Origin of the sequence: Streptomyces sp. NPDC047981 (genome assembly GCF_040653315.1) — a bacterium.
Lineage (GTDB): Bacteria > Actinomycetota > Actinomycetes > Streptomycetales > Streptomycetaceae > Streptomyces.
In genome coordinates this window covers 1-20,640 of sequence record NZ_JBEZNQ010000095.1, presented here as the reverse complement: position 1 = coordinate 20,640, position 20,640 = coordinate 1, and the positions used below count along the sequence as shown (strand labels likewise).

The window sequence follows — 20,640 nt, the reverse complement described above, 5'->3', positions numbered from 1 at the left end:
ACCCCGTGCGGGCACGGGGAAGGATGGTTTCCGCAGAAGGGCTCCTGAGGTGTTCACAAGCGTTCTGATGATCGAGAAACCCCTCACGTCCGTCGACGTGGAATTCGTCACCACCCTGCACGGCGACGAGGACGTGTCCTTCATCGTTCTGATGCAGCCCCGTGGTGACCAGGCCGATGTACTGCTGCGCGCCATCGACGACGTCGCCATGGGCGAACTGAAGGAAGCGACCCGCGAGGGCGAGGAGCCGGAGGGCAAGGCGGCCCGCGGCCCCGCCGAGCAGGCACTGGAGTACTCGCTCCAGGGGCTGCGGAACGCCGGCTGCGAGGCGGTCGGGCAGGTGGTCGAGGACCACCCCCTGGACAAGATGAAGTCCGTCGTCGACGAGTCGGAGGCGGACGAGGTCATCGTGCTGACCGCCCCGCACTACGTGGAGGAGTTCTTCCACCGGGACTGGGCGTCACGGGCCCGTCACAAGGTGGGCGTACCGGTCCTGAAGCTCTTCGCGCACAGCGAGGCGGAGAACGCCTGAGCCTGAGCCCGAGCGATCGGACGCCCGGGCACCTGGACATCCAGGTGCCCGGGCGTCCGGCGTCCGGGCGTCCGCGTCCGGCGTCCGGGCGTCCGGGTCTGGGCGTCCGGGTCCGGGGTCCGGGCGTCCGGCGTACGGGCGGACGCGGCAGGGGCGGGCGGACGCGGTGAGGGCGGGGCGGGGCCGTCGGCCTGGGGCTGTCACAGGGAGCCACTAGGCTGGGGACCTCCTGTACGACGTCCCCCGGGGAGAACAGTCATGGCACCCGCCATCCCTACCGCCATGGAACGGCCGCACTTCATCGGCATCGGCGGTGCCGGAATGTCGGGCATCGCGAAGATCCTCGCCCAGCGCGGAGCGAAGGTCGCCGGCAGCGACGCGAAGGAGTCCGCGACCGCCGAGGCGCTGCGCGCGCTCGGGGTGACGGTGCACATCGGGCACGCCTCCGCGCACCTCGCCGACGACGCCTCCGCCGTCGTCGTCTCCAGCGCCATCCGCGCCGACAACCCCGAGCTGGCCCGCGCCGCCGAGCTGGGCATCCCGGTCGTCCACCGCTCCGACGCGCTCGCCTCCCTCATGGACGGCCTGCGCGCGATCGCCGTCGCCGGTACGCACGGCAAGACCACGACCACCTCGATGCTGGCCGTCGCGCTCACCGAGCTCGGTCTCGACCCCTCGTACGCCATCGGCGGCGACCTCGCGGGCCCGGGCACGAACGCGCGCCACGGCGACGGCGAGGTCTTCGTCGCAGAGGCGGACGAGAGCGACCGCAGCTTCCAGAAGTACGACCCCGAGGTCGCGATCGTCCTCAACGTCGAGCTGGACCACCACGCGAACTACGCCTCCATGGACGAGATCTACGAGTCCTTCGAGGCCTTCAGCGCCAAGATCCGCCCCGGCGGCACCCTCGTCGTCGGCGAGCACGCGGGCGCGCGCGAACTGGCGCGCCGCGTCGCGGGCCGGCAGGACCTGCGGATCCTCACGGTCGGCGAGTCCACGGACTCCGACGCCCGGATCCTCTCGATCACCCCGAAGGGCATGACCAGCGAGGTCGTCGTCGTCCTCGACGGCGTCGAGCACACCTTCACCGTCTCCGTCCCCGGCCGCCACTACGCGCACAACGCCGCCGCGGCCCTCGCCGCCGGCTCCCGCGTGGGCATCGACCCGGCGGAGCTGGCCCAGGCCCTCACCGCGTACACCGGTGTCGGCCGCCGCCTCCAGCTCAAGGGCGAGGCGGCCGGTGTGCAGGTCATCGACTCGTACGCCCACCACCCCACCGAGATGACCGCCGACCTGGAGGCCATGCGCGGCGCCGCCGGGGCCGCCCGTCTCCTGGTCGTCTTCCAGCCCCACCTCTTCTCCCGCACCCAGGAGCTCGGCAAGGAGATGGGCGACGCCCTGGCCCTCGCCGACGCCTCCGTGGTCCTGGACATCTACCCGGCCCGCGAGGACCCGATCCCCGGCATCACCAGCGAGCTGATCATCGCGGCGGCCCGCGCGGCGGGCGCCGACGTGACGGCCGTCCACGACAAGGGGACGGTCCCGGACGTCGTCGCGGGAATGGCCAGGCCCGGTGATCTCGTTCTGACGATGGGCGCGGGCGACGTCACGGACCTCGGTCCGGAGATCCTCGCCCGCCTGTCGAGCTGAGGAGCATGTGATGTCGTCGTACGAGGTCGAGAAGCCGGACGAGCAGTGGCGTGCGGAGCTGACCCCGCAGGAGTACCAGGTCCTGCGCCAGGCGGGCACCGAGCCCGCCTTCCGGGGTGAGTACACGGACACCAAGACCAAGGGCGTCTACTCCTGCCGCGCGTGCGGCGCCGAGCTGTTCACGTCGACGGAGAAGTTCGAGTCGCACTGCGGCTGGCCGTCCTTCTACGACCCGAAGGAGAGCGAGGCGGTCGAGCTGATCGAGGACCGCTCGCACGGCATGGTCCGCACCGAGGTGCGCTGCTCGCGCTGCGGCTCGCACCTGGGCCATGTCTTCGAGGGCGAGGGGTACCCGACCCCGACCGACCAGCGGTACTGCATCAACAGCATCTCGCTGCGGCTGACGCCGGACGAGGGCTGACCTGCCGCTCGTTTATTCGGTGGAGGTCCCGGCGAGGCACTGTCAGGGTGTGGCGCATGACGTCGCACCACGCAGAGCGGCTCCTGACCGAGCTGCATGCCTCGCTGGGACTGCGCAGACGACCCGAGGACGTGGCCCAGCTCGTATCCGACCTGTTCACCTCCCTCGGGGCCGACCTCGACCCGGCCACCGCGAAGGCCCTCGACACGGCCACGGCGAACTCCCTGCACAGCCTCTGGCACGGATACACCTCCATGCGCGAGGACTTCGCCCGGCCCGTCGGCGCGCAGCGCCAACTCGGCCGCGCCGCAACCCTGTTCGGAAGCGTGCCGGAGCTTCCGGCGGAGGCCGGTGACGACCCCGCGCGCATCGAGGCGGTGATCCGCCGGGCCGGCGAGGAGATCGGGCGCGCGTACGGCGAGAACGACTTCGGCATGGACCGGCTCAACCGGGAGGAGCGGGCCGAGGCGGGCATCGGCGAGCTGTCGAAGCGTCAGTACAACAAGCGTTTCCGGCTGTTGCGCCGGATGGAGGCGAAGCTCGCCCGGGTCGTCCACGAGCAGCGGCGGCGCGAGGTCACACTGACCGGCAAGGGCGCGATCGCGCACACCCTGCCGTACGAACGGTTCGCCGCCGACCCCGGTACGGCCGCCTTCGTCGCCTACCTCACCGCGCGCGGGTACATGCGGAGCATCTTCACCAACGGCAAGCAGCGCCGCGCGTACGACGAGGTGGCCGACGCGTTGTTCCGGCGACTGCGCGCGGAGCCGGAGCGGACCGACTGGTACGTCGTGGCGCACGCGCACCCGACCGCCGAGGTGCTCGGACACCTCTCCGACCAGGAGCTCTCCGAACTGCTCGGGCACTGGAGCCGCTTCCTGCGCGAGGTAGCCGGACTCCTGGAGGACGCCTGGAACCGGTGCGCCCTGGAGCGCGACACGATGATCGTCCGCCCGGGCAACGACTCCTCGACGTGGAACCAGGCCGCGCAGGCCTGGAGCACCGCCCGCGCCCACTGGCTCGCACTCCTCACCGAACTGGGGCGGGAGGACTTCCTCGACCGCGTCTGCCCGGGCAAGGTGCCCCGGCTGATGGCCGCCGACGTGGCCCACTGGCACCGGAAGACCAAGGGCGGCCTGCACCCGGACACCTATGTATGGGCCGAACTGCCGCTGCCCTGGGAGGTGTTGCGCGGCGAGGCGGAGTGCCCGCGCTCGCTGGTCGAGCAGGCCTGCGCACGCCACGGCGTCGACCCGGTGGCCGGTGGCTGGACCGCGCCCCGTCCCGCCGCCGAGCCGGCCCCGTTCCGGCGCACCCCCGAACTGGTGCACGGCGTCCAGGTCGCCGATCCGCTGATGGCGAGCGCCCTGCGCTCGGCCGGCGTCTTCTCGGGCAAGGGGCAGCGGGCGGCCGCGAACGAGTGGCTGTGACGACCGGGCCCAGCGGGGGGAACGGTCGCGCGGAAACCGGTTGACCCGCGCGGCGCGCTCCGATGAGGATGGGCGCGGCGGCGAGGAAGCTCTGTGGAGGAGCGCCCGGCTCGATCTCCGGGTGGACGTAGGTTCGAATCCTGCCCTTGCCGCCGCCCCGACTCTCCCGCACCCGAGGTGGACGCGTGACCACCCCCGCCACCACCACCGCCGTGCACGTCGTCTACGCGCACCCCAGTGAGCGCAGCTTCACGCGCGAGGTGCTCGACGCCTTCCTCGACGGACTCGCCGACGCCGGTCGTCCGTACACGGTCTCGGACCTCTACGCGATGGACTTCCACTCGGAACTCACGCGGGCCGAGTACGAGCGCGAGTCCGGCTACGACGCCGAAGCGCCCGTTCCCGAGGACGTCGCCGCCGAGCAGGCCAGACTCGCCGCCGCCGACACCTGGGTGTTCGTCTACCCGGTGTGGTGGGCGGACTGTCCCGCCCGGCTCAAGGGCTGGTTCGACCGCGTCTGGACGGTGGGGTTCGCACGGCGGACGGTGGGCGGGCCGCGGGTGGCGGAGAAGGCCCTGGTCCTGTGCACGGCCGGGTACGACATCGCCGAGCTCGAAGCCTCCGGCTGCTACCGGGCGATGAGGACCGTCATGCTGACCGACCGGATCGGCGAGCGGGCGAGGGCGAGCGAGTTCGTCGTCCTCGGCGGCTCGGCGAGCGCGAGCGCGAGTGGCTGGCAGGTACTCAAGGGCGAGCACCTGGCCCGGGTGAAGGCGCTGGCGCGTTCGGTCTGACGATCACGGACGGGGGCGCACGGTCGTACTCGGCGCCCTCGGGAACGTTGCAGAATGGTCCAGGAGTTCGAGTGCGGCACGGGAGCGGGGAGTCCGGGGCAATGAGCAGGCGAGACGACGTCTGGGAACTGATCCACGTCATCAACGGGACGATGGAGGCCGCGGTCGGGTCCGCCGACGCCCTGCGCGACGCGGTCCTGACGGCAGGCGACCTCCCCGAAGTGCGGCAGCTCGAGGCCATGCTCGCCGAGGGCGGCGCGGACCTCGACGTCAGTATGACGGCCGTCGCGCAGCACCTTCTCGGGCGGCTGCGCTGGCACCGGTCCCGGCTCGTGCCCGAAGGCGAGGGCCACGGCGACTACGACGCCGCGCTGACCCTGTTCCAACTGCCCTTCGTCCTGGGCCTGGACGACATCCCCGAGCCCATGCTCCCCACCCTCGCGGAACGGGCGTTGCCCATGGCCGCTTCGTTCCAGCAGGGGGCGTCGGAGACGAAGGCTCCGGCCCAGGTCGAGAGCGCGATCATCCTGTCCCGGCAGATCGTGACCCACCTCGCCGCAGACCACCCCTGGCGCCCCGGAATGCTCGCCAACGCGGGCCACATGCTGATGATCCGGTTCGAGATCGGCGGCTCGGCGCAGGACCTCGACCAGTCGGTCGAACTGCTGGAGGCGGCCTTGGCCGCGAGCGCCGTCGACCAACGAGAAGCCGTGCTCGCGACGTTGGTGCAGGCACTCAGGCACCGGTTGGCGGCCACGGCCGACGCCGCGGACCTGGACCGCGTGATCGAGTGCTGCGAAGCCGGGGTCACGGCGGCGTCCGTCGATGACGTCGGCGCCGTCAAGTGGCTGGGCGGCTTGGGGGACTCGCTGCTCAACCGGTTCGAACGGGCCGGCGCCGACACCGATCTGAACCGCGCGATCGAGGCCATGCGGCGGGCGCTCGGCGCCGACCGCGCCGGACTCTTCGACCGTACGGCGATGGGGTACGACCTCGCCTACGCCCTGTCGCGCCGCTTCGACCGAACCCGCTCGGCGACGGATCTCGCCGAAGCGATCGACCTGGCCAGGTCCGCGCTGGAAGCCGCCGGGCCCGACCACGTCTTCCGTGCCCCGACGCAGAGCCTGCTGGCGGCGATGGAGAGGGTGAGCGGCTCGCGGCCCGCCTCACCGTGACCGCGAAGCGCTCGGCTCGGCCGCTCAGCGGCTCTTCGTCGACTCGGCCGCGGTCTCGGTCTCGGTCTCGATCTGGGTCTCGGTCTCGGTCTTGAGGGAGGTGCTCCGTGGCCGCTCGTCGGTACGGGCCGCGCGCCGCCGCGCGATGTCGCCGACGGCGAGGGTCAGGACGCCCGCGAGCAGGCCCCAGAACGTCGAACCGATGCCGAAGAGCGTGAAGCCGGACGCGGTCGCGAGGAGGGTCACCACGGCCGGTTCGCGAAGGCGGTCGTCGCGGAGGGCCGAGGTGAGGGAGCCGGCGATCGTGCCGAGCAGCCCGATGCCCGCGATGCCCAGGACGAGGGCCGGCGGCATCGCCGTCAGCAGCCAGCCGACCGTTCCGCCGAAGAGGCCGACGAGCAGGTAGAAGACCCCTGTCCAGACGCCCGCGATGTAGCGCTTCCTGGGGTCGGGGTGGGCCGCCTCGCCACTGCAGATGGCGGCGGTGATGGCGGCCAGGTTCAGACCGAAGCAACCGAGCGGCGCGAGAACGGTGTTGACCGTGCCGGTCCAGGTCAGGATGGGCGAGATCGGCGTGGAGTAGCCGGCGTTGCGGAGCACGGCCACGCCGGGAAGGTTCTGCGAGGCCATTGTCACGGCGAAGAGCGGAAGACCGACGCCGATCAGGACCTGCCAGTCGAACTCGGGCCGTACGAAGGACGGTTCGGCCAGCGCGAGCTCGAAGCCGTCCAGCTTCCACGAGCCCTGCCACGCCGTCGCCGCGACCCCCACGGCGAGCGCCCCGACGACCGCGTACCGGGGGAACCAGCGGCGGCCGGCGAGATACGCCAGGAACATGGGGACGGCGATGACGCCGTTCCGCTCCATCTGCGTGAAGAGTTCGGTGCCGAACTGGAGCAGCACGCCGGCGAGCAGCGCCGAGGCGAGCGGAACCGGGATCCGGTTCATGATCCGTTCGAACCAGCCGGTGACCCCGCTGATCACGATGAGCACGGCGGAGAGCAGGAACGCCCCGACGGCCTGAGCCATCGTCACGCCCTGCAGGCCCGTGGCGAGCAGGGCGGCGCCCGGCGTCGACCAGGCCGTCACCACCGGGGCGCGGTAGCGCAGCGAGAGGCCGATGCAGGTGACCCCCATCCCGATGCCGAGGGCGAAGACCCACGAGGTGAGCTCGGCGGAGGTGGCGCCTGCCGCCTTGGCCGCTGTGAAGACCACGGCCACGGAGCTGGTGACGCCGATGAGTACGGCGAGGAACCCGGCGGAGACGGCGGTGGCCGGTGCGGCGGATCGGAGGTGTCGTATGAATGCCATGGCCTGGGCATCCTGGCACACCGGTGGCCGGGCGCCCGAGCGGTTTTCCACAGGCCTTGTCGCGGGGGCCCGTATGGCCGCAAGATCCAGAAGTGATCGATTTCGGGGAGGGGAAAATGATCAAGGGGAGCAATGCCTTCGTGCCGACGGTGCCGCTGCGGATCGCCGTGCCGAGCGGGGTGGACGTCGCGGCTCTGCTGCTGACGGAGGCGGGCCGGGTCCGCGGGGACGGGGACATCGTCTTCCACGGAGCGCCGGTCCATCCTTCGGGCGCGGTACGCCTGTTGGGGGAGCAGCAGGGCACGGTCTGGCTGGAGACGGGCCTCACGGCGATCGAGGGGGAGATCGACCGGGTCCTCGTGGTCGGGTCGACGGACAACGGCGCGCTGCGGGACGCGCGGGGGCTGTGCGTGGAGGCGTTCGCACCGGACGGGACGTCGGTCGCGCGCTACGAGGTGACGGACGCGGGCGGGGAGACCGCGATGGTGCTCGCGGAGCTGTACCGGAGGTCGGGGGGCTGGAAGTTCCGTGCGGTGGGCCAGGGTTGGCTGAACGGCCTCGCCGGCTTGGCGAGGGACTACGGAGTGGACGTGGCGGAGGAACCGCCGGGAGCGGCTCCGGTTCCGGGGGCGGCTGCGACGCCCACTCCGGGTCCGGCCTTCCAGCCTCCGCATCCGACGCCGATGCCGTACCAGCCGCCGGCCCCCGCCTTCCAGGTACCGCCTCCGGCCCCGACTCCGCCTCCGGGCTTCCAGCCTCCGGCCCCGGCGCCGGCCCCGGCCTTCCAGGCCCCGCCTCCGGGGCCGGTTCCCCATCAGGCGCCGACACCCGCCCCGGCCTTCCAGGTTCCCGGGCACCCGGCCGCGCACCCGCCGGTACCCCCGCCCGCGGCCCCGGCCGCGCACCCGCCCGTAACCCCGCCCGCGCCCCCGGCGTATCCGGAGTGGACGTTCGGTGCGGTTTTCCCGCCGTACGCGCAGAGCGGTCGGGACAACGACGTCCTGACGGTGGACGGGCTGCCGCCGGGGCCGGTCGTCGTCGAGCTGGAGATCCGGGGAGACGGATACACGGGTCTCTGGACGCTCACGCGGCTGAACAAGGAGGGGGAGAACCTCGTCAACAGCACCGAGGAGAACTTCCGGGGCCGCATGCTCGTCCAGGTTCCCGACAGCGGCCGTCTGCGCCTGAAGCTGAGGGCGGAGGGGCCCTGGCAGTTCCAGGTACTGCCGCTGGCCGCCGCGACCCGCCTGACGGAGGAGCAGGTCGAGAACCGTGGCCCGGACGTCCTCCTGCACACCGGCGGCGCGGCCGATCTCGCCCTCCACTACAGGGGCGACGACAACCTCATCGTCCACCTCTACGAACTGGCGGACCACGACGACCCCGCGAGCCTGCCCCGATACGAGAACGCGGTGAACGAGATCGGCAAGCGGCGGGAGACGGTTCCGCTGCCGGAGGGTCCGGTCATCGTGCACATGGAGATGGCGGACGGCCCGTGGCGGGCGCGGCTGAAGCACCTTCAGCCGCGCAGCCGCCCCTCGGGCGACGGCCCTCCGGCGACAGTGACCGACATAGGCAGGGCCCAGGGCTGGCTCCGCCGAGGGAGGCGCTGACCGTTCCTCAGGCCTTCGGCTCCAGCAGGTCCCAGCGGTTGCCGTAGAGGTCCTCGAAGACGGCGACCGTGCCGTACGGCTCGTGGCGTGGTTCCTCCAGGAAGCGGACGCCGGCCGAGGTCATCCGGGTGTGGTCGCGGGTGAAGTCGTCGGTGTGGAGGAAGAAGCCGACCCGGCCGCCCGTCTGGGCGCCGACGGCGGACTCCTCCGCCGGGTTCTTCGCCCGGGCGAGGAGCAGGGCCGTGCCGGAGGGGCCGCCCGGAGGGCGGACGACGACCCAGCGGGTGCCGTCGCCGCGGTCGGTGTCCTCGACGAGGTCGAAGCCGAGGGCGTCGGTGTAGAAGGCGACGGCCTCGTCGTAGTCACGGACGACGAGAGTGACGAGAGCGATGTAGGACATACCGCGAGGTTATACGTATGACCGGCCGGGCGCCACGCGGTGCGACAATGCACCGCATGGACGCCCAGCTGCTCGCCGAGCTCACCGACCGCGCCCGGCTCCTCGCCGTCCCCGGCCGGCGGCGGATCCTCGGTCTCGCCGGGGCGCCCGGCGCGGGCAAGTCCACGCTCGCGGCCCGGCTGGTCGCCCGGCTCGACGGTCTCGCCGTGCTCGTGCCGATGGACGGCTTCCACCTCGCGCAACGGGAGCTGGAGCGGCTCGGTCGTGCGGGGCGCAAGGGGGCGCCGGACACCTTCGACGCCGCCGGGTACACCGCCCTGCTGGCCCGGCTCCGTGCCCCCGAGCCTGGTACCACGGTCTACGCCCCCGCCTTCGACCGCGCCCTGGAGGAGCCCGTCGCCGGTGCGGTCCCGGTCGAGCCGGAGGTCCCGCTCGTGGTCACCGAGGGGAACTACCTGCTCCACGACGAGGGCCCGTGGGCCGCGGTGCTGCCGCTGCTCGACGAGGCGTGGTTCCTGGAACTCGACGCCGGCCGTCGGGTGCCCCGGCTCGTCGAGCGTCACGTCCGCTTCGGCAAGGACCGGGCCCACGCCGAGCGCTGGGTCCACGACTCCGACGAGTCCAACGCCCGTCTCGTCGCCCGGGGCAGGGGCCGCGCCCACCTCGTCGTGAGCATGAGCTAGCGGGCCTGGCGGGCGTGGTCCGCCGCCGCCTGCCCGAGCGCCCGGACGATCGGGTGCGGGCGGGAGCCGTCGCCCGCGAGTTCCGGCTGGAAGAGCGTGGTCAGGAAGAAGGGGTGGCCCGGCAGTTCCGCGATCCGGACCTGGCCCTCCTCGTCCTCGCCCGTGAACCGCAGCCCGTGCGCCCGCAGCGTGTCCAGGTGGCGGCTGTCGGGGCCGTAGTCGCAGTGGTACCGCTCCGTGGTCCGCTCGGCGCCGAGCACCGACTCCGCGAGCGAGCCGGGCGTGACCCGCACCGCCCCCTCGTGGCCGACCAGTGAGCAGGCGAGCGGCGCGATCAGCAGGTCGCCGTCGGCAGCCGAGGGGTCGTTCTCGGCGTGCGCGGCGTCCGTCAGGCCGCACACGTCCCGGGCGAACTCGAGCAGCGCGTGCTGGAAGCCGCCGCAGGTGCCGAGGAACGGGATGCCGTCCTCGCGGGCGGTCCGGATCGCGGCCAGCGCGCCCTCCTCGCTCTCGTACGGACTCCCCGGCAGCACCCACACGGCGTCGAAGCCCTTCACCGCGCCCGGCGCCTCCGCGTCGCCGGTCGGGATCCAGTACGCGTCGAGGACGAGGCCGTCGCGCTCGGCCAGCGCGTCGAAGAGGGAGGGGATGCGGACATGGGACTTCACATGCGGGGAACGGTCGCCGACGAGGGCGACGCGAGGGGTGTGCGTCGATGTCTGGTTCATGCCGACCATGCTGGTCCGGCGGCCCGGTTCACGTCCAACGATGATTCCTGCACGTCCGATCGCGAACGCTTATGACGTACGGATGCGTCCGCCGGCGGTGAACACCCGCCCGGCCGGGCCCGGCGATCACTAGCGTCTCCTTCATGACGACGGCGACGAAGGTGACGACAGCGACGAAGGTGACGACGCGCACGGTCGAGTACGCGGCCGACGGCCTCACGATGGTGGGACACCTCGCGCTCCCGGCCGGCACCGACCGCAGGCCCGCGGTCCTGGTCGGCCCGGAGGGGACGGGGCTGAACGACTTCCAGCGCCACCGGGCCGACCTCCTGGCCGAGTTGGGGTACGTGGCGCTGGCCTTCGACATCAACGGCGGACGCTGGTTCGCCGACCCCGAGGAGATGCTTGCCCACTGCCTGCCGCTGCTCGCCGATCCCGGCCGGATGCGGGGCATCGGCCACGCGGCGCTCGACGTGCTGCGCGCCGAGCCGCGCACCGACCCCGACCGGATCGCCGGCATCGGCTACGGCACCGGGGGCGCGATCCTCCTCGAACTCGGGCGCGACGGGGTCGACCTGCGCGCGATCGGGACGGTCAACGCCCTGACCACGGGGCAGCCGGGCGAGGCGGCGCGCATCCGGTGTCCGGTGTGGGCCGGGGTCGGGTCGGAGGACCCGATCATGCCGCCCGCGCAACGGGACGCCTTCGCCGCCGAGATGGAGGCCGCGGGCGTCGACTGGCGGCTCGTGGTCTACGGCGGCGCCCTGCACGCCTTCCACCACCCGCCGGTCGACCAGGAGGTGGTCCCCGGCGTCGGCTACCACGCCCGGCACGCGGAGCGCGCCTGGCGTGACGTCGTCGGCCTGCTCGCCGAGTGCCTGCCGGTGACGGGCCCTGTCCCCGACCGGCCGCGCCCATGACGGCCCCTGCCCCTGACCGGCCCCGCCCATGACGGGTTCCCCCTGACCGGCCCCGCCCCCGGCCACCGCCGCCCCGGACCTGGACCCGGACCTGGACCCGGACCCGGTCCGCCCGTGACGGGTACGTCGAAAACCGGTCGGTCGTCGACCGGGTAGCCTCGCGAGCGCACACATTCGCGGGGGAGTCGTCGTACATGCATCCGATCCAGTTCGAGCTGTCCTACCAGGGCCCGCATCGCGGGGGCCTGCGGAAGCGCTTCACGCACTCGTGGGCCGGGACGGTGGCCGGATTCGGGACGGTCGAGCTGTCGACGCCCGCGGAGGAGAATCTCCATCAGGACCTCGTCGGCGCCTGGGTGTCCGGGCGGGGGATACCGCCCATGTCCTTCCTCGGCGTGGAGTTCCGCGACCGGCCGCGCATGGCGGGCATGACGCTGACCGTCGACGGCTGGAGCGGGAGCCTCAGGCGCCGCCATCTGGCGGCCGGCCCGCGCGGCCGGGCGCTGCGCATCGACGTCGCCGGACGTTCCTACCGCTACCAGGTCCTCGGCACCAAGAACCGGCACGAGCTGCGCCGGGCGGGAGCCGTCCTCACCACGACGCGGTCGAGCTGGCGCTACCCCGAGCGCATCTCGGGGTCCGGGCAGGGCGACTGCGACGGCCTCGACGTCGGCCTCGCGATCCTCCTGGAGGGCGCCTACACCCGCAACCTCTCGTTCAGCGGCGCGCTCTGGTCCTGGCCCGGGCGCTTCCTGAGCCGCCTGGACCTCCCGGACTTCTGAGACGTCCGACCATGGACCCGAACCACCTCCGTACCTTCGTCACCGTCGCCCGGCTCGCCTCCTTCTCCGAGGCCGCCCGCGAACTCGGCTACACCCAGTCCGCCGTCTCCCAGCACATCGCCGCCCTGGAGAGCGACCTCGGCCTGGCGCTCCTCGGGCGCAGGCCCGTGGTGCCCACGCCGGCGGGGGAACGGCTGCTCGAACACGCCGGTTCGCTGCTGCTCCGGCTCGACGCCGCCCGCGTCGACCTGGCCCGGTTCGCCGCCGCGCCGCCCGAGACGCTGACCCTCGCGGTCTCCCCGCTCGCCCCGCACCCCCGAACCCTCGCCGCCCTGCCCGCCGTCGGCGTCACCCTGCGGACCCTGCCCCGCGACGAGGTGCCGGCGGCCGTCGCGACCGGAGCGGCCGACCTCGGCCTCGTCGACGGACCGGCCGCCCCCAGCGACCCGTTGCGGCTGCCCGACGTCGCCCCGCTCACGGCCACGCGCGTCGGCGAGGAGCCGCTCGCCGTGGTCCTGCCCGCCGGGCATCCGCTCGCCGGGCGCCCCGGCCTGCGCCTCGCCGACCTGGTCGACGCCCGCTGGCTCGACGCCCCCGACGCCGGGATCCCGCTCGACCGGCTGCGCGCCGCGCACGGCGGCCCGGCCGGCCAGGGCTTCCGTACCGCGCTGCGCTGCGAGGGCACCGACAGCCGCCTCCTGGGCGCCCTGGCCGCCGCCGGGCACGGGCTGACGCTGCTGCCCGTCTCCCTCGCCGTCACGATCCCGGGAGCCGTCGCCGTACCCCTGACCTCCCCGCGTCTCGTCCACCGGGTCGAACTCCTCCACACCGGCACGGAACCGGGCGGCCCGGCAGCGGAGTTGGCCGGACGGCTCACCGCGTAGCGGGAGACACCCCCTGGGGCCTGTCCGGTGGATCAGGGCCGGACAGGCCCTAGGCTGGTCCCACGGCGAGGGCGCGAGGGAAGGCGGGGCTGGCGTGGGGTTGTTCCGGCGAGGGCCACGGCGTGACGGTGACGAAGCGCCCAGGGACCCGGAGTTCTCGTACTTCTCCGTGCGCGAGGCCGCGCTCTTCCGCAGCGTCGTCCGCGAGGCCTTCGCCGAGCGCGGCCTCGAAGTCACCGTCTACGCCGACCTGGTGCGCGACGCCGACGGCCGCGCCTTCGGCCTCGGCAACCTCGCCGCCGTCTGCCACAACGACCGGCGCGGACCACGCGTCTGGCCCGCGCTGATCCGACGCCACGTCGGCCTCGTGCTGAAGACGATGGACGGCCCCTCGGCGCTCGACACCCTCCGTCCCGAACAGATCCGCGCCCAGCTCTACCCCCGCGTCGTCAGCGGCGAGGGCATCGACCCCGGCACGTTCGGCTACGCCCGCAGCGTCGCGCCGGGGCTGTACGAGGTCCTCGCGCTCGACCTTCCCGAGAGCGTCATGATGCTCACCGACGAGGCGCTCGAACCCCTCGGCGACCTCGACGACCTGCGCGCCCGGGCACTCGCCAACCTGCGCGGGCTGCCCGTCGAGGGGCACGAGACGGTGCGGGACGCCGACGGCATGTGCTTCGAGGTCATACTCGGCGACTCCTTCTACACCGCGAGCCGCGTCCTCGACCTGGACGCCGTCGTCCGGCGCGTCACCGGGCGGCCGCTCGGCGAGCACGGAGCGCTGGTCGCCATGCCGTTCCGGCACCAGTTGGCCTTCCACCCGATCCACGACACCTCGATCGTGCCCGCGCTCGGCGCGATGGCCTCGTTCGCCGCCTCCGGCTATGAGGACACCCCCGGCGCCATCAGCCCGTACGTCTTCTGGTGGCGCGACGGCACGCTCACCCAGCTCAGCGAGCACGACGAGGACGGCGGCGAGCTGCGGATCGTCGTCGGCGACGACTTCCACGAGCTGCTCGAACGCCTCATCTCCCAGGGGCCGGGGCGCGGCCCCGACCCGCGCTGACCGGTCGCGTCCCCGGCCCGTGCCGGGCAGGATGAACCCATGTCGCGTACGCCTGAGTCCCGCACGTCCGGACCCGGTAGCACCGAGTCCGCCCCCGCGCCCTTCACCGCCGACGACTACCGCGCCCGGATGGGCCGGGCCGTCGCGTCGGCCGCCGACGCCGGACTCGCCGGTGTCCTCGTCGCCCCAGGACCCGACCTCGCCTACCTGACCGGCTACCAGCCGACCGCGATCACCGAACGCCTCACGGTCCTCGTCCTCGCCGCCGGCCAGGACCCCGTTCTCGTCGTGCCTACCCTTGAGGCCCCGGACGCCGAGAAGGCCCCCGGCGCCGCCGCGCTCACGTTGCGCGACTGGACCGACGGCAAGGACCCGTACGCCGTCACCGCGCCGCTCCTCGACGTCACCGGACGGTTCGGCGTCAGCGACAACGCCTGGGCCATGCACCTGCTCGGCCTGCAGCAGCGGCTCCCCGACACGTCGTACGTCTCGCTCACCGAGGCGCTGCCGATGCTGCGGGCCGTCAAGGACGCCCACGAGCTGGAGCGGATCGCCGCGGCGGGCGCCGCCGCCGACCGGGCGTACGGCGAGATCCTCAAGGTCGCCTTCGCCGGCCGCAGGGAGACCGAGGTGGCCGCCGACCTCGCCGCGCTGCTCATGCGCTTCGGCCACTCCCAGGTCGACTTCACCGTCGTCGGCTCGGGGCCCAACGGCGCCAACCCGCACCACGAGGCGGGCGAGCGGGTCATCGAACGCGGGGACATGGTCGTCCTCGACTTCGGCGGGCTCAAGCACGGCTACGGCTCCGACACCACCCGTACCGTCCACGTCGGCGAACCGACCGACGAGGAGCGGCGCGTGCACGACCTCGTACGGGAGGCGCAGCAGGCCGGCTTCGAGGCCGTACGGCCCGGCGCGGCCTGCCAGGACGTCGACCGCGCGGCCCGCAAGGTGATCACGGACGCGGGCTACGGCGAGTACTTCATCCACCGCACGGGCCACGGCATCGGCGTCACCACCCACGAGCCGCCGTACATGATCGAGGGCGAGGAGCGCCCGATCGTCCCCGGCATGTGCTTCTCCATCGAGCCGGGCGTCTATCTGCCGGGCCGCTTCGGGGTCCGTATCGAGGACATCGTGACGCTCACCGAGGACGGCGGCGCGGGTGGCACCGGCTCGGGCCGCCGTTTCAACAACACGCCGCACGAGATGGCGATCGTCGAGTAGACCGCCGGCCGCTGGATCGACCTGCCGCCGGCTCACCCGGCGGCGACTCGGTCCGGCGCCGACTCGGTCCGGCGTCGGCGGCTCGGCCGGCCGCCGGCTCAGCCGTCCGTCAGGACCACCGCGCACTCGGCGGGCAGCCGCAGCAGCCCGTCGGTGCCCGGGGCCTCGACCGGTTCCCAGGCCGCGAGGACGCGGTCGCGGCCGTTGGTGCCCAGCGGGATCGCGACCGGCTCCTTGCCCAGGTTGACCGCGACCCGCAGCACCCCGCGCCGGAACGCCAGCCAGCGCGCCTCCTCGTCGAAGGCGACCCGGACCGCAGCCAGGTCCGGGTCGGTGAGGTCGGGCAGCGTACGGCGCAGCGCGATCAACTCCCGGTGCCAGGCCGCCAGCCGGTTGTGCGGGGCGCGCTCGCGCTCCGTACGGTCAAGGACGGAACGGTCCCGGGTGGACGGGTCCTGCGGGTCGGGGATGTCCTCCTCCGCCCAGCCGTGCTCGGCGAACTCCCGCCGCCTGCCCCGCCGTACCGCCTCCGCGAGCTCCTCGTCCGTGTGGTCGGTGAAGTACATCCAGGGCGTCGTCGCCCCCCACTCCTCGCCCATGAACAGCATCGGCACCGAGGGCCCCGTCAGGACGAGGGTCGCCGCGCAGGCGAGCAGCCCGGGGGAGAGGGTCGCCGAGAGCCGGTCGCCCAGCGCCCGGTTGCCGATCTGGTCGTGCGTCTGGGCGTATCCGAGGAAGCGGTGCGCGGGCGTGCGCACCCGGTCCACCGGGCGGCCGTGGTGGCGGCCACGGAAGCTCGAGTACGTCCCGTCGTGGAAGAAGACCTGGGTCAGCGTCTTGGCGAGCGCGGCCAGCGGGGCGCCTGCGAAGTCGGCGTAGTAGCCCTGGTCCTCGCCGGTCAGGGCGGTGTGCAGGGCGTGGTGGAAGTCGTCGTTCCACTGTGCGTGCAGGCCCAGACCGCCCGCGACGCGCGGGGTCGTGGTGCGCGGGTCGGCGAGGTCCGACTCGGCGATCAGGAAGTGCTGACGGCCCTGCTCCCGCGCCAGCTCGTCCACCGCCTCGCTCAGCTCCTCCAGGAACGTCAGCGCCCGGCCGTCCACCAGGGCGTGCACGGCGTCGAGGCGGAGCCCGTCGATCCGGTAGTCCTGGAGCCAGGCGAGCGCGCTGTCCCGCAGATACCGGCGGACCTCGTCCGAGCCCGGCGCGTCCAGGTTCACCGCCGCGCCCCACGGCGTGTGGTGCGTGTCGGTGAAGTACGGGCCGAAGGACGGCAGGTGGTTCCCGGACGGGCCCCAGTGGTTGTGGACGACGTCCAGGACCACGCCCATGCCGAGCCCGTGGGCGGTGTCGACGAAGCGCTTGAGCGCCGTCGGCCCGCCGTACGGCTCGTGCACCGCCCACGGCGCCACCCCGTCGTACCCCCAGCCGCGCGTGCCGGGGAAGGGACAGAGCGGCATCAGCTCCACATGGGTGATGCCGAGCCCCGCCAGCTCCCCGAGCCGCTCGGCGGCCGCGTCCAGGGTCCCGTCCTCGGTGAAGGTCCCGATGTGCAGCTCGTACAGGACGGCGGCGCGCAGCCGCAGCTTCGGCGCCTCGTTGAACCAGACGTACGCGGAGTGGTCGACGACCGCGCTCAGCCCGTTCGGGCCGTCCGGCTGACGGCGCGAGCGCGGGTCGGGCAGGACGGGGCCGCCGTCCAGGGAGTAGCCGTACCGGTCGCCGTCCTCGGCCGGCACGACACCGGTCCACCAGCCGGCCCGCTCGGCGTCCCGCTCCAGCGGGTGCCCGGTGCCGTCGAGCTCAAGCGTCACCCGGTCCCGGGCCCGCGGGGCCCACACCTCGAACAGCACCGGCCGATCCCCTCGTCGATGGTCCTCGCGCTCACACCTGGGCCGCCGGGAACCCGCGGCCACGGCGACCATCCTTCCAGTCAGGACCCGGCCGCGCCCGGCGTGTCCCACACGAAGTCGATCGCCCGCTGGAAGGTCGCGTACCCCGTCCGGGCGAAGGCCGCGGCCATCGGGACGTTGCCCAGGTCGGTCGCCGCCCTGATGCGGGGCACGTCCTGCGCGGCCAGGACGCGGGTGCCCTCGGCGAGGATGTCGTCGATGTAGCCGCGGCCCCGGTGGGCGGGGAGCACGCCGATGTAGGCGATCGTGTGGTTGTAGTTGTTCCGGGCGGGCACGACGAAGCCGACCGGCTCGCCGGTCTCCGGCAGCCGCGCGATCCGCCACCACTCCCGCGGCGAGGCGTACTGCGCGAACTCCTCGTCGTAGTGCTGCTCCGCCGCCTCGCGGGGTGTCATCCCGGACGCGAGGTCGGCCTGCCCGTGCGCGTCGAGGGTGCCCTCCAGGACCGGGGCCATCAGCGCGACGAGCTCCTCGCGGTCGCGTACCGGGCCGAAGTCGAGACGGCCCGTCGGCTCGGGCACGGGCGTGCCGGGGAGCCACTCCAGGCGCAGCCGCTCGACCAGCGGGCGTGCCCCCGAGGCCTCCAGGACGCCGAACAGCGCCTCCAGTTCGGCCCGCGTCCCCGGCACCTCGCGCCAGTCCGCCGGCAGGAACCGGTTGAACTCGGGGCGGGCCGTGCCCGCCGGAACGACCGCGGCGGTCGCCGTCTCCAGGAGGGCCAGGCCGATCTCGGCGCGCTCCTCGTCGGCGAGTTCGGGGTCGAGGTCGAAGAAGTCGAGGGCGAGCGGCTCGCCGCCCGCCTTCTTGGTCCACCAGGAGATCCTGGCGAGGACCCGGTCGCCGCGCAGGGCGACCCACATCCAGGCCGGCACGCGGCGGCCGGTGGCGAGATCGTCCTCGAGTTCGTGGTCGAGGACATAGCTGAGCCGGCGGAACAGCTCCAGCTCCTCCGGTCCGGCGAGCGGTCGGAGTATCACGCCGTCGGGCGTGGCGGTCGAGGACGCGGTCACGTCATATCCCCCAGGGAGTCGAGTCCGCAGAAGCTATCAGTGATCTTGGCGCGCCCGGTACGGGATTTCGGCCCGCCGAGTCCGGTCCGCGGAGCCCTGTCCGCCGGTCCACCGGCCCCGGCGGAGGCCCGGAGCGGGGGCGACGGGCGCCCCGCGGGCCCCGGACGTCGCAGCCCGGCGGCCCCGTCGGCCCGCGTTCTGGACACCTCGGGCCTCTCGGACGGACAATCACCGTGTGACCACCCCTTTCGAGTTCTCCACGCACCCGGCGCGGCTCTCCGACGCCGAGCGGGACCGTGCGCTGGAGCTGCTCCGTGAGGGTGCCGCGCAGGGCCGACTCTCGCACGACACCTTCCTGTTCCGGATGGAGCGGGCGCTCGCCGCCCGGCAGCCGGACGAACTCGCCCTCCTCACCGCCGACCTGCGCAGCGAGTCCGGCTGGACGCGCCGGGTCGTCGGGGCGGTGGAGAAGATGTCCGCGTTCACGGCCAAGCTCGGCCGCGCCTGGCACGCCGAGCGGCTGCCGAAGCTGCTGATGCCGGAGCCGGGGCCACACCCGCTGCGGATCGGCCGCGACCCGGTGAACGGGCTGCGGCTCAGCCACGAGACGGTCTCCCGGCTGCACGCCGAACTCTCCCTCCAGGGCGGGCTCTGGGTCCTGCGCGACCTCGCCTCGACCAACGGCACGACGGTCAACGGACGCCGGGTCACGGGCGCGGTGGCGGTCCGGGCGGGGGACGCGGTCGGCTTCGGGCAGATGACGTTCCGGCTCTCGGTGCGTTGAACACCCTTTGATCCTCAGGGACTTCCCCTACGGGTGGGGGTAACCCCCCTTCGGTGCGCGGGAGTCCACCAGTGACGCGCGACCGCCTCCGCCGGGAGGCTTCTCGGTATGAGAAGAACAGACGCTCCGGTCACGGTCCGTACGGCGCGGTGGTGCGCGGTCCATCCGTGGAAGGCCATCGCGGGCTGGGTACTCCTGCTCGCCCTGTGCGTCGGCGCGGGAGCGGCCGTCGGCACGAACAAGGGGACCTTCGCCGACTTCTGGATCGGTGAGGCGGGGCGGGCGGAGGCCATGGCCTCCGGGAGCGGCCTGACGCCCCCGCCGGTGGAGCAGGTCCTGATCGAGCGGAAGCCGGCCGACGCGAGGGCGACCGGCGGGGGAGGGCGCGACGGCAAGGCGACCGTCGGCAAGGCGACCGTCGGCAAGGCGACCGTCGGCAAGGCGACCGGCGACGCGGGGCAACCCGCCGCCGCGGCGGAGGAGATCCGGCGGCGGATGGCCGCGCTCCCCGCCGTCGAGTCCGTCGCCGCACCCGTCGTCTCCGCCGCGCACCCGGACACCGTGCGGGTCGCGGTCACGCTGCGCGGGGACCGGGAGACGGCGAAGAAGGACGTCGAGTCGCTCCTCGCCGAGACGGCGGCCGTCCGACGGGCGCACCCGGACCTGACGATCGAGCAGACCGGCAGCGCGTCCATCTCCGTCGCGGTCAACGACAAGCAGGGGCAGGAGCTCCGGCGGACCGAGATGATCAGCCTCCCCGTCACCTTCCTCATCCTGCTGGTCGTCTTCGGCGCGGTGCTCGCCGCCGGCATCCCCGTTCTTCTCGCCCTGTTCGCCTTCGTCGGCGCGGTCGGGCTGTACGGGCTCGCCTCCTGGGTCTTCCCGGACGCGGGCGGCGCGGCGCTCAGCGTCATCTTCATGATGGGCATGGCGGTCGGCGTCGACTACTCGCTCTTCTACCTCAAGCGGGCCCGTGAGGAACGCGAGCGCTCCGGCGGCACGATCTCGCCCGCCCGCGCCGTCGAACTGGCCGCCGCGACCTCCGGCCGCGCGGTCGTCGACTCCGGGCTCGCCGTCGCGCTCTCGCTCGCCGGCCTGTACCTCGTAGGGGACGTCGTCTTCTCGTCGATCGCCACGGGCGCGATCCTGGTCACGCTCGTGGCGGTCGGCGGCTCGCTGACCGTCCTGCCCGCCCTGCTCGCGAAGGCGGGCCACCGGATGGACGGCGGCCGGCGTGGGCGGGGCAGCGCGACCCGGAACTCCTGCTGGACGTGCTCCTGCGCGAACCGGTCACGTTCTGGAACTCCGCGCCCACCACGC

General features: G+C 73.3%; 20 protein-coding genes and 1 tRNA gene. 16 read left to right on the top strand and 5 right to left on the bottom strand.

The features are described from left to right. Positions 1-49: 49 nt before the first annotated feature. The 7 genes from AB0E14_RS34600 (at position 50) to AB0E14_RS34570 (ending at position 6,002) form a co-directional block, all read left to right on the top strand. A complete protein-coding gene (locus AB0E14_RS34600; RefSeq protein ID WP_362427661.1) occupies positions 50-532 on the top strand; it encodes an indole-3-glycerol phosphate synthase in 483 nt (160 codons plus the stop codon). A gap of 258 nt (positions 533-790) precedes the next feature. Then, entirely contained in the window at positions 791-2,182 is a 1,392-nt protein-coding gene (gene murC / locus AB0E14_RS34595; protein ID WP_362427658.1) for a UDP-N-acetylmuramate--L-alanine ligase, read from the top strand. Between the two features lie 10 nt (positions 2,183-2,192). Next, positions 2,193-2,603: a peptide-methionine (R)-S-oxide reductase MsrB gene (gene msrB, locus AB0E14_RS34590; RefSeq protein WP_362427655.1), complete on the top strand. Its 411-nt coding sequence runs from the start codon at positions 2,193-2,195 to the stop codon at positions 2,601-2,603. Positions 2,604-2,659: 56 nt separating this feature from the next. Continuing rightward, positions 2,660-4,033, top strand: a complete 1,374-nt coding sequence (locus AB0E14_RS34585; protein WP_362427652.1) for a hypothetical protein — start codon at positions 2,660-2,662, stop codon at positions 4,031-4,033. Between the two features lie 79 nt (positions 4,034-4,112). Beyond that, a tRNA-Ser gene (locus AB0E14_RS34580) sits at positions 4,113-4,185 on the top strand. A gap of 33 nt (positions 4,186-4,218) precedes the next feature. Next, positions 4,219-4,827: an NAD(P)H-dependent oxidoreductase gene (locus AB0E14_RS34575; protein ID WP_362427648.1), complete on the top strand. Its 609-nt coding sequence runs from the start codon at positions 4,219-4,221 to the stop codon at positions 4,825-4,827. A gap of 101 nt (positions 4,828-4,928) precedes the next feature. Beyond that, on the top strand, positions 4,929-6,002 hold the full coding sequence (locus tag AB0E14_RS34570; protein WP_362427645.1) for a hypothetical protein: 1,074 nt from the start codon (positions 4,929-4,931) through the stop codon (positions 6,000-6,002). A gap of 24 nt (positions 6,003-6,026) precedes the next feature. Here AB0E14_RS34570 and AB0E14_RS34565 read toward each other — a convergent pair whose 3' ends face one another. Further along, entirely contained in the window at positions 6,027-7,313 is a 1,287-nt protein-coding gene (locus tag AB0E14_RS34565) for a benzoate/H(+) symporter BenE family transporter (RefSeq protein ID WP_362427642.1), read from the bottom strand. 116 nt (positions 7,314-7,429) lie between these two features. On the opposite strand from AB0E14_RS34565, the gene AB0E14_RS34560 reads away from it, so the two are divergent. Then, positions 7,430-8,926: a TerD family protein gene (locus tag AB0E14_RS34560; protein WP_362427639.1), complete on the top strand. Its 1,497-nt coding sequence runs from the start codon at positions 7,430-7,432 to the stop codon at positions 8,924-8,926. A gap of 7 nt (positions 8,927-8,933) precedes the next feature. On the opposite strand, the gene AB0E14_RS34555 is transcribed toward AB0E14_RS34560, so the two are convergent. Continuing rightward, entirely contained in the window at positions 8,934-9,326 is a 393-nt protein-coding gene (locus AB0E14_RS34555; RefSeq protein WP_362427636.1) for a VOC family protein, read from the bottom strand. 56 nt (positions 9,327-9,382) lie between these two features. Here AB0E14_RS34555 and AB0E14_RS34550 point away from each other — a divergent pair, with 56 nt between their 5' ends. After that, positions 9,383-10,009 (top strand): nucleoside/nucleotide kinase family protein, encoded by a 627-nt coding sequence (locus AB0E14_RS34550; RefSeq protein ID WP_362427633.1) that lies wholly within the window; start codon positions 9,383-9,385, stop codon positions 10,007-10,009. Here AB0E14_RS34550 and AB0E14_RS34545 read toward each other — a convergent pair. Then, positions 10,006-10,746 (bottom strand): hypothetical protein, encoded by a 741-nt coding sequence (locus AB0E14_RS34545; protein WP_362427630.1) that lies wholly within the window; start codon positions 10,744-10,746, stop codon positions 10,006-10,008. The two genes, AB0E14_RS34550 and AB0E14_RS34545, sit on opposite strands and share 4 nt — an antisense overlap. 134 nt (positions 10,747-10,880) lie before the next feature. Here AB0E14_RS34545 and AB0E14_RS34540 point away from each other — a divergent pair, with 134 nt between their 5' ends. From AB0E14_RS34540 to AB0E14_RS34520, 5 genes are all read left to right on the top strand, one after another. Further along, positions 10,881-11,657 (top strand): dienelactone hydrolase family protein, encoded by a 777-nt coding sequence (locus tag AB0E14_RS34540; protein ID WP_362427627.1) that lies wholly within the window; start codon positions 10,881-10,883, stop codon positions 11,655-11,657. Positions 11,658-11,851: 194 nt separating this feature from the next. After that, positions 11,852-12,439: a hypothetical protein gene (locus tag AB0E14_RS34535; RefSeq protein WP_362427624.1), complete on the top strand. Its 588-nt coding sequence runs from the start codon at positions 11,852-11,854 to the stop codon at positions 12,437-12,439. 11 nt (positions 12,440-12,450) lie between these two features. Then, positions 12,451-13,323 carry a LysR family transcriptional regulator gene (locus AB0E14_RS34530; protein WP_362427621.1) on the top strand — a complete coding sequence of 291 codons (873 nt, stop codon included), beginning with the start codon at positions 12,451-12,453 and terminating at the stop codon, positions 13,321-13,323. A 94-nt stretch (positions 13,324-13,417) separates the two neighbouring features. Then, positions 13,418-14,389 (top strand): hypothetical protein, encoded by a 972-nt coding sequence (locus tag AB0E14_RS34525; RefSeq protein ID WP_362427618.1) that lies wholly within the window; start codon positions 13,418-13,420, stop codon positions 14,387-14,389. Positions 14,390-14,428: 39 nt separating this feature from the next. Next, positions 14,429-15,616 (top strand): aminopeptidase P family protein, encoded by a 1,188-nt coding sequence (locus tag AB0E14_RS34520; protein WP_362427615.1) that lies wholly within the window; start codon positions 14,429-14,431, stop codon positions 15,614-15,616. A gap of 98 nt (positions 15,617-15,714) precedes the next feature. Here AB0E14_RS34520 and treZ read toward each other — a convergent pair whose 3' ends face one another. Together treZ and AB0E14_RS34510 are read right to left on the bottom strand one after the other, a co-directional pair. After that, positions 15,715-17,466 carry a malto-oligosyltrehalose trehalohydrolase gene (gene treZ / locus AB0E14_RS34515; protein WP_362427611.1) on the bottom strand — a complete coding sequence of 584 codons (1,752 nt, stop codon included), beginning with the start codon at positions 17,464-17,466 and terminating at the stop codon, positions 15,715-15,717. A gap of 80 nt (positions 17,467-17,546) precedes the next feature. After that, on the bottom strand, positions 17,547-18,536 hold the full coding sequence (locus tag AB0E14_RS34510; RefSeq protein WP_362427608.1) for a GNAT family N-acetyltransferase: 990 nt from the start codon (positions 18,534-18,536) through the stop codon (positions 17,547-17,549). Positions 18,537-18,771: 235 nt separating this feature from the next. Between AB0E14_RS34510 and AB0E14_RS34505 the strand changes: the two genes are divergently transcribed. Both AB0E14_RS34505 and AB0E14_RS34500 read left to right on the top strand, forming a co-directional pair. Then, positions 18,772-19,320, top strand: a complete 549-nt coding sequence (locus AB0E14_RS34505) for a DUF1707 and FHA domain-containing protein (protein WP_362427605.1) — start codon at positions 18,772-18,774, stop codon at positions 19,318-19,320. Positions 19,321-19,428: 108 nt separating this feature from the next. Next, on the top strand, positions 19,429-20,640 hold a 1,212-nt coding region (locus AB0E14_RS34500), incomplete at its 3' end, for an MMPL family transporter (protein ID WP_362427602.1).

Coding starts and splice junctions, on each gene's coding strand:
- murC (WP_362427658.1), top strand. CDS start 791: ATGGCACCCGCCATCCCTACCGCCATGGAACGGCCGCACTTCATCGGC.
- msrB (WP_362427655.1), top strand. CDS start 2,193: ATGTCGTCGTACGAGGTCGAGAAGCCGGACGAGCAGTGGCGTGCGGAG.
- AB0E14_RS34585 (WP_362427652.1), top strand. CDS start 2,660: ATGACGTCGCACCACGCAGAGCGGCTCCTGACCGAGCTGCATGCCTCG.
- AB0E14_RS34570 (WP_362427645.1), top strand. CDS start 4,929: ATGAGCAGGCGAGACGACGTCTGGGAACTGATCCACGTCATCAACGGG.
- AB0E14_RS34565 (WP_362427642.1), bottom strand. CDS start 7,313: ATGGCATTCATACGACACCTCCGATCCGCCGCACCGGCCACCGCCGTC.
- AB0E14_RS34560 (WP_362427639.1), top strand. CDS start 7,430: ATGATCAAGGGGAGCAATGCCTTCGTGCCGACGGTGCCGCTGCGGATC.
- AB0E14_RS34555 (WP_362427636.1), bottom strand. CDS start 9,326: ATGTCCTACATCGCTCTCGTCACTCTCGTCGTCCGTGACTACGACGAG.
- AB0E14_RS34550 (WP_362427633.1), top strand. CDS start 9,383: ATGGACGCCCAGCTGCTCGCCGAGCTCACCGACCGCGCCCGGCTCCTC.
- AB0E14_RS34545 (WP_362427630.1), bottom strand. CDS start 10,746: ATGGTCGGCATGAACCAGACATCGACGCACACCCCTCGCGTCGCCCTC.
- AB0E14_RS34540 (WP_362427627.1), top strand. CDS start 10,881: ATGACGACGGCGACGAAGGTGACGACAGCGACGAAGGTGACGACGCGC.
- AB0E14_RS34535 (WP_362427624.1), top strand. CDS start 11,852: ATGCATCCGATCCAGTTCGAGCTGTCCTACCAGGGCCCGCATCGCGGG.
- AB0E14_RS34530 (WP_362427621.1), top strand. CDS start 12,451: ATGGACCCGAACCACCTCCGTACCTTCGTCACCGTCGCCCGGCTCGCC.
- AB0E14_RS34520 (WP_362427615.1), top strand. CDS start 14,429: ATGTCGCGTACGCCTGAGTCCCGCACGTCCGGACCCGGTAGCACCGAG.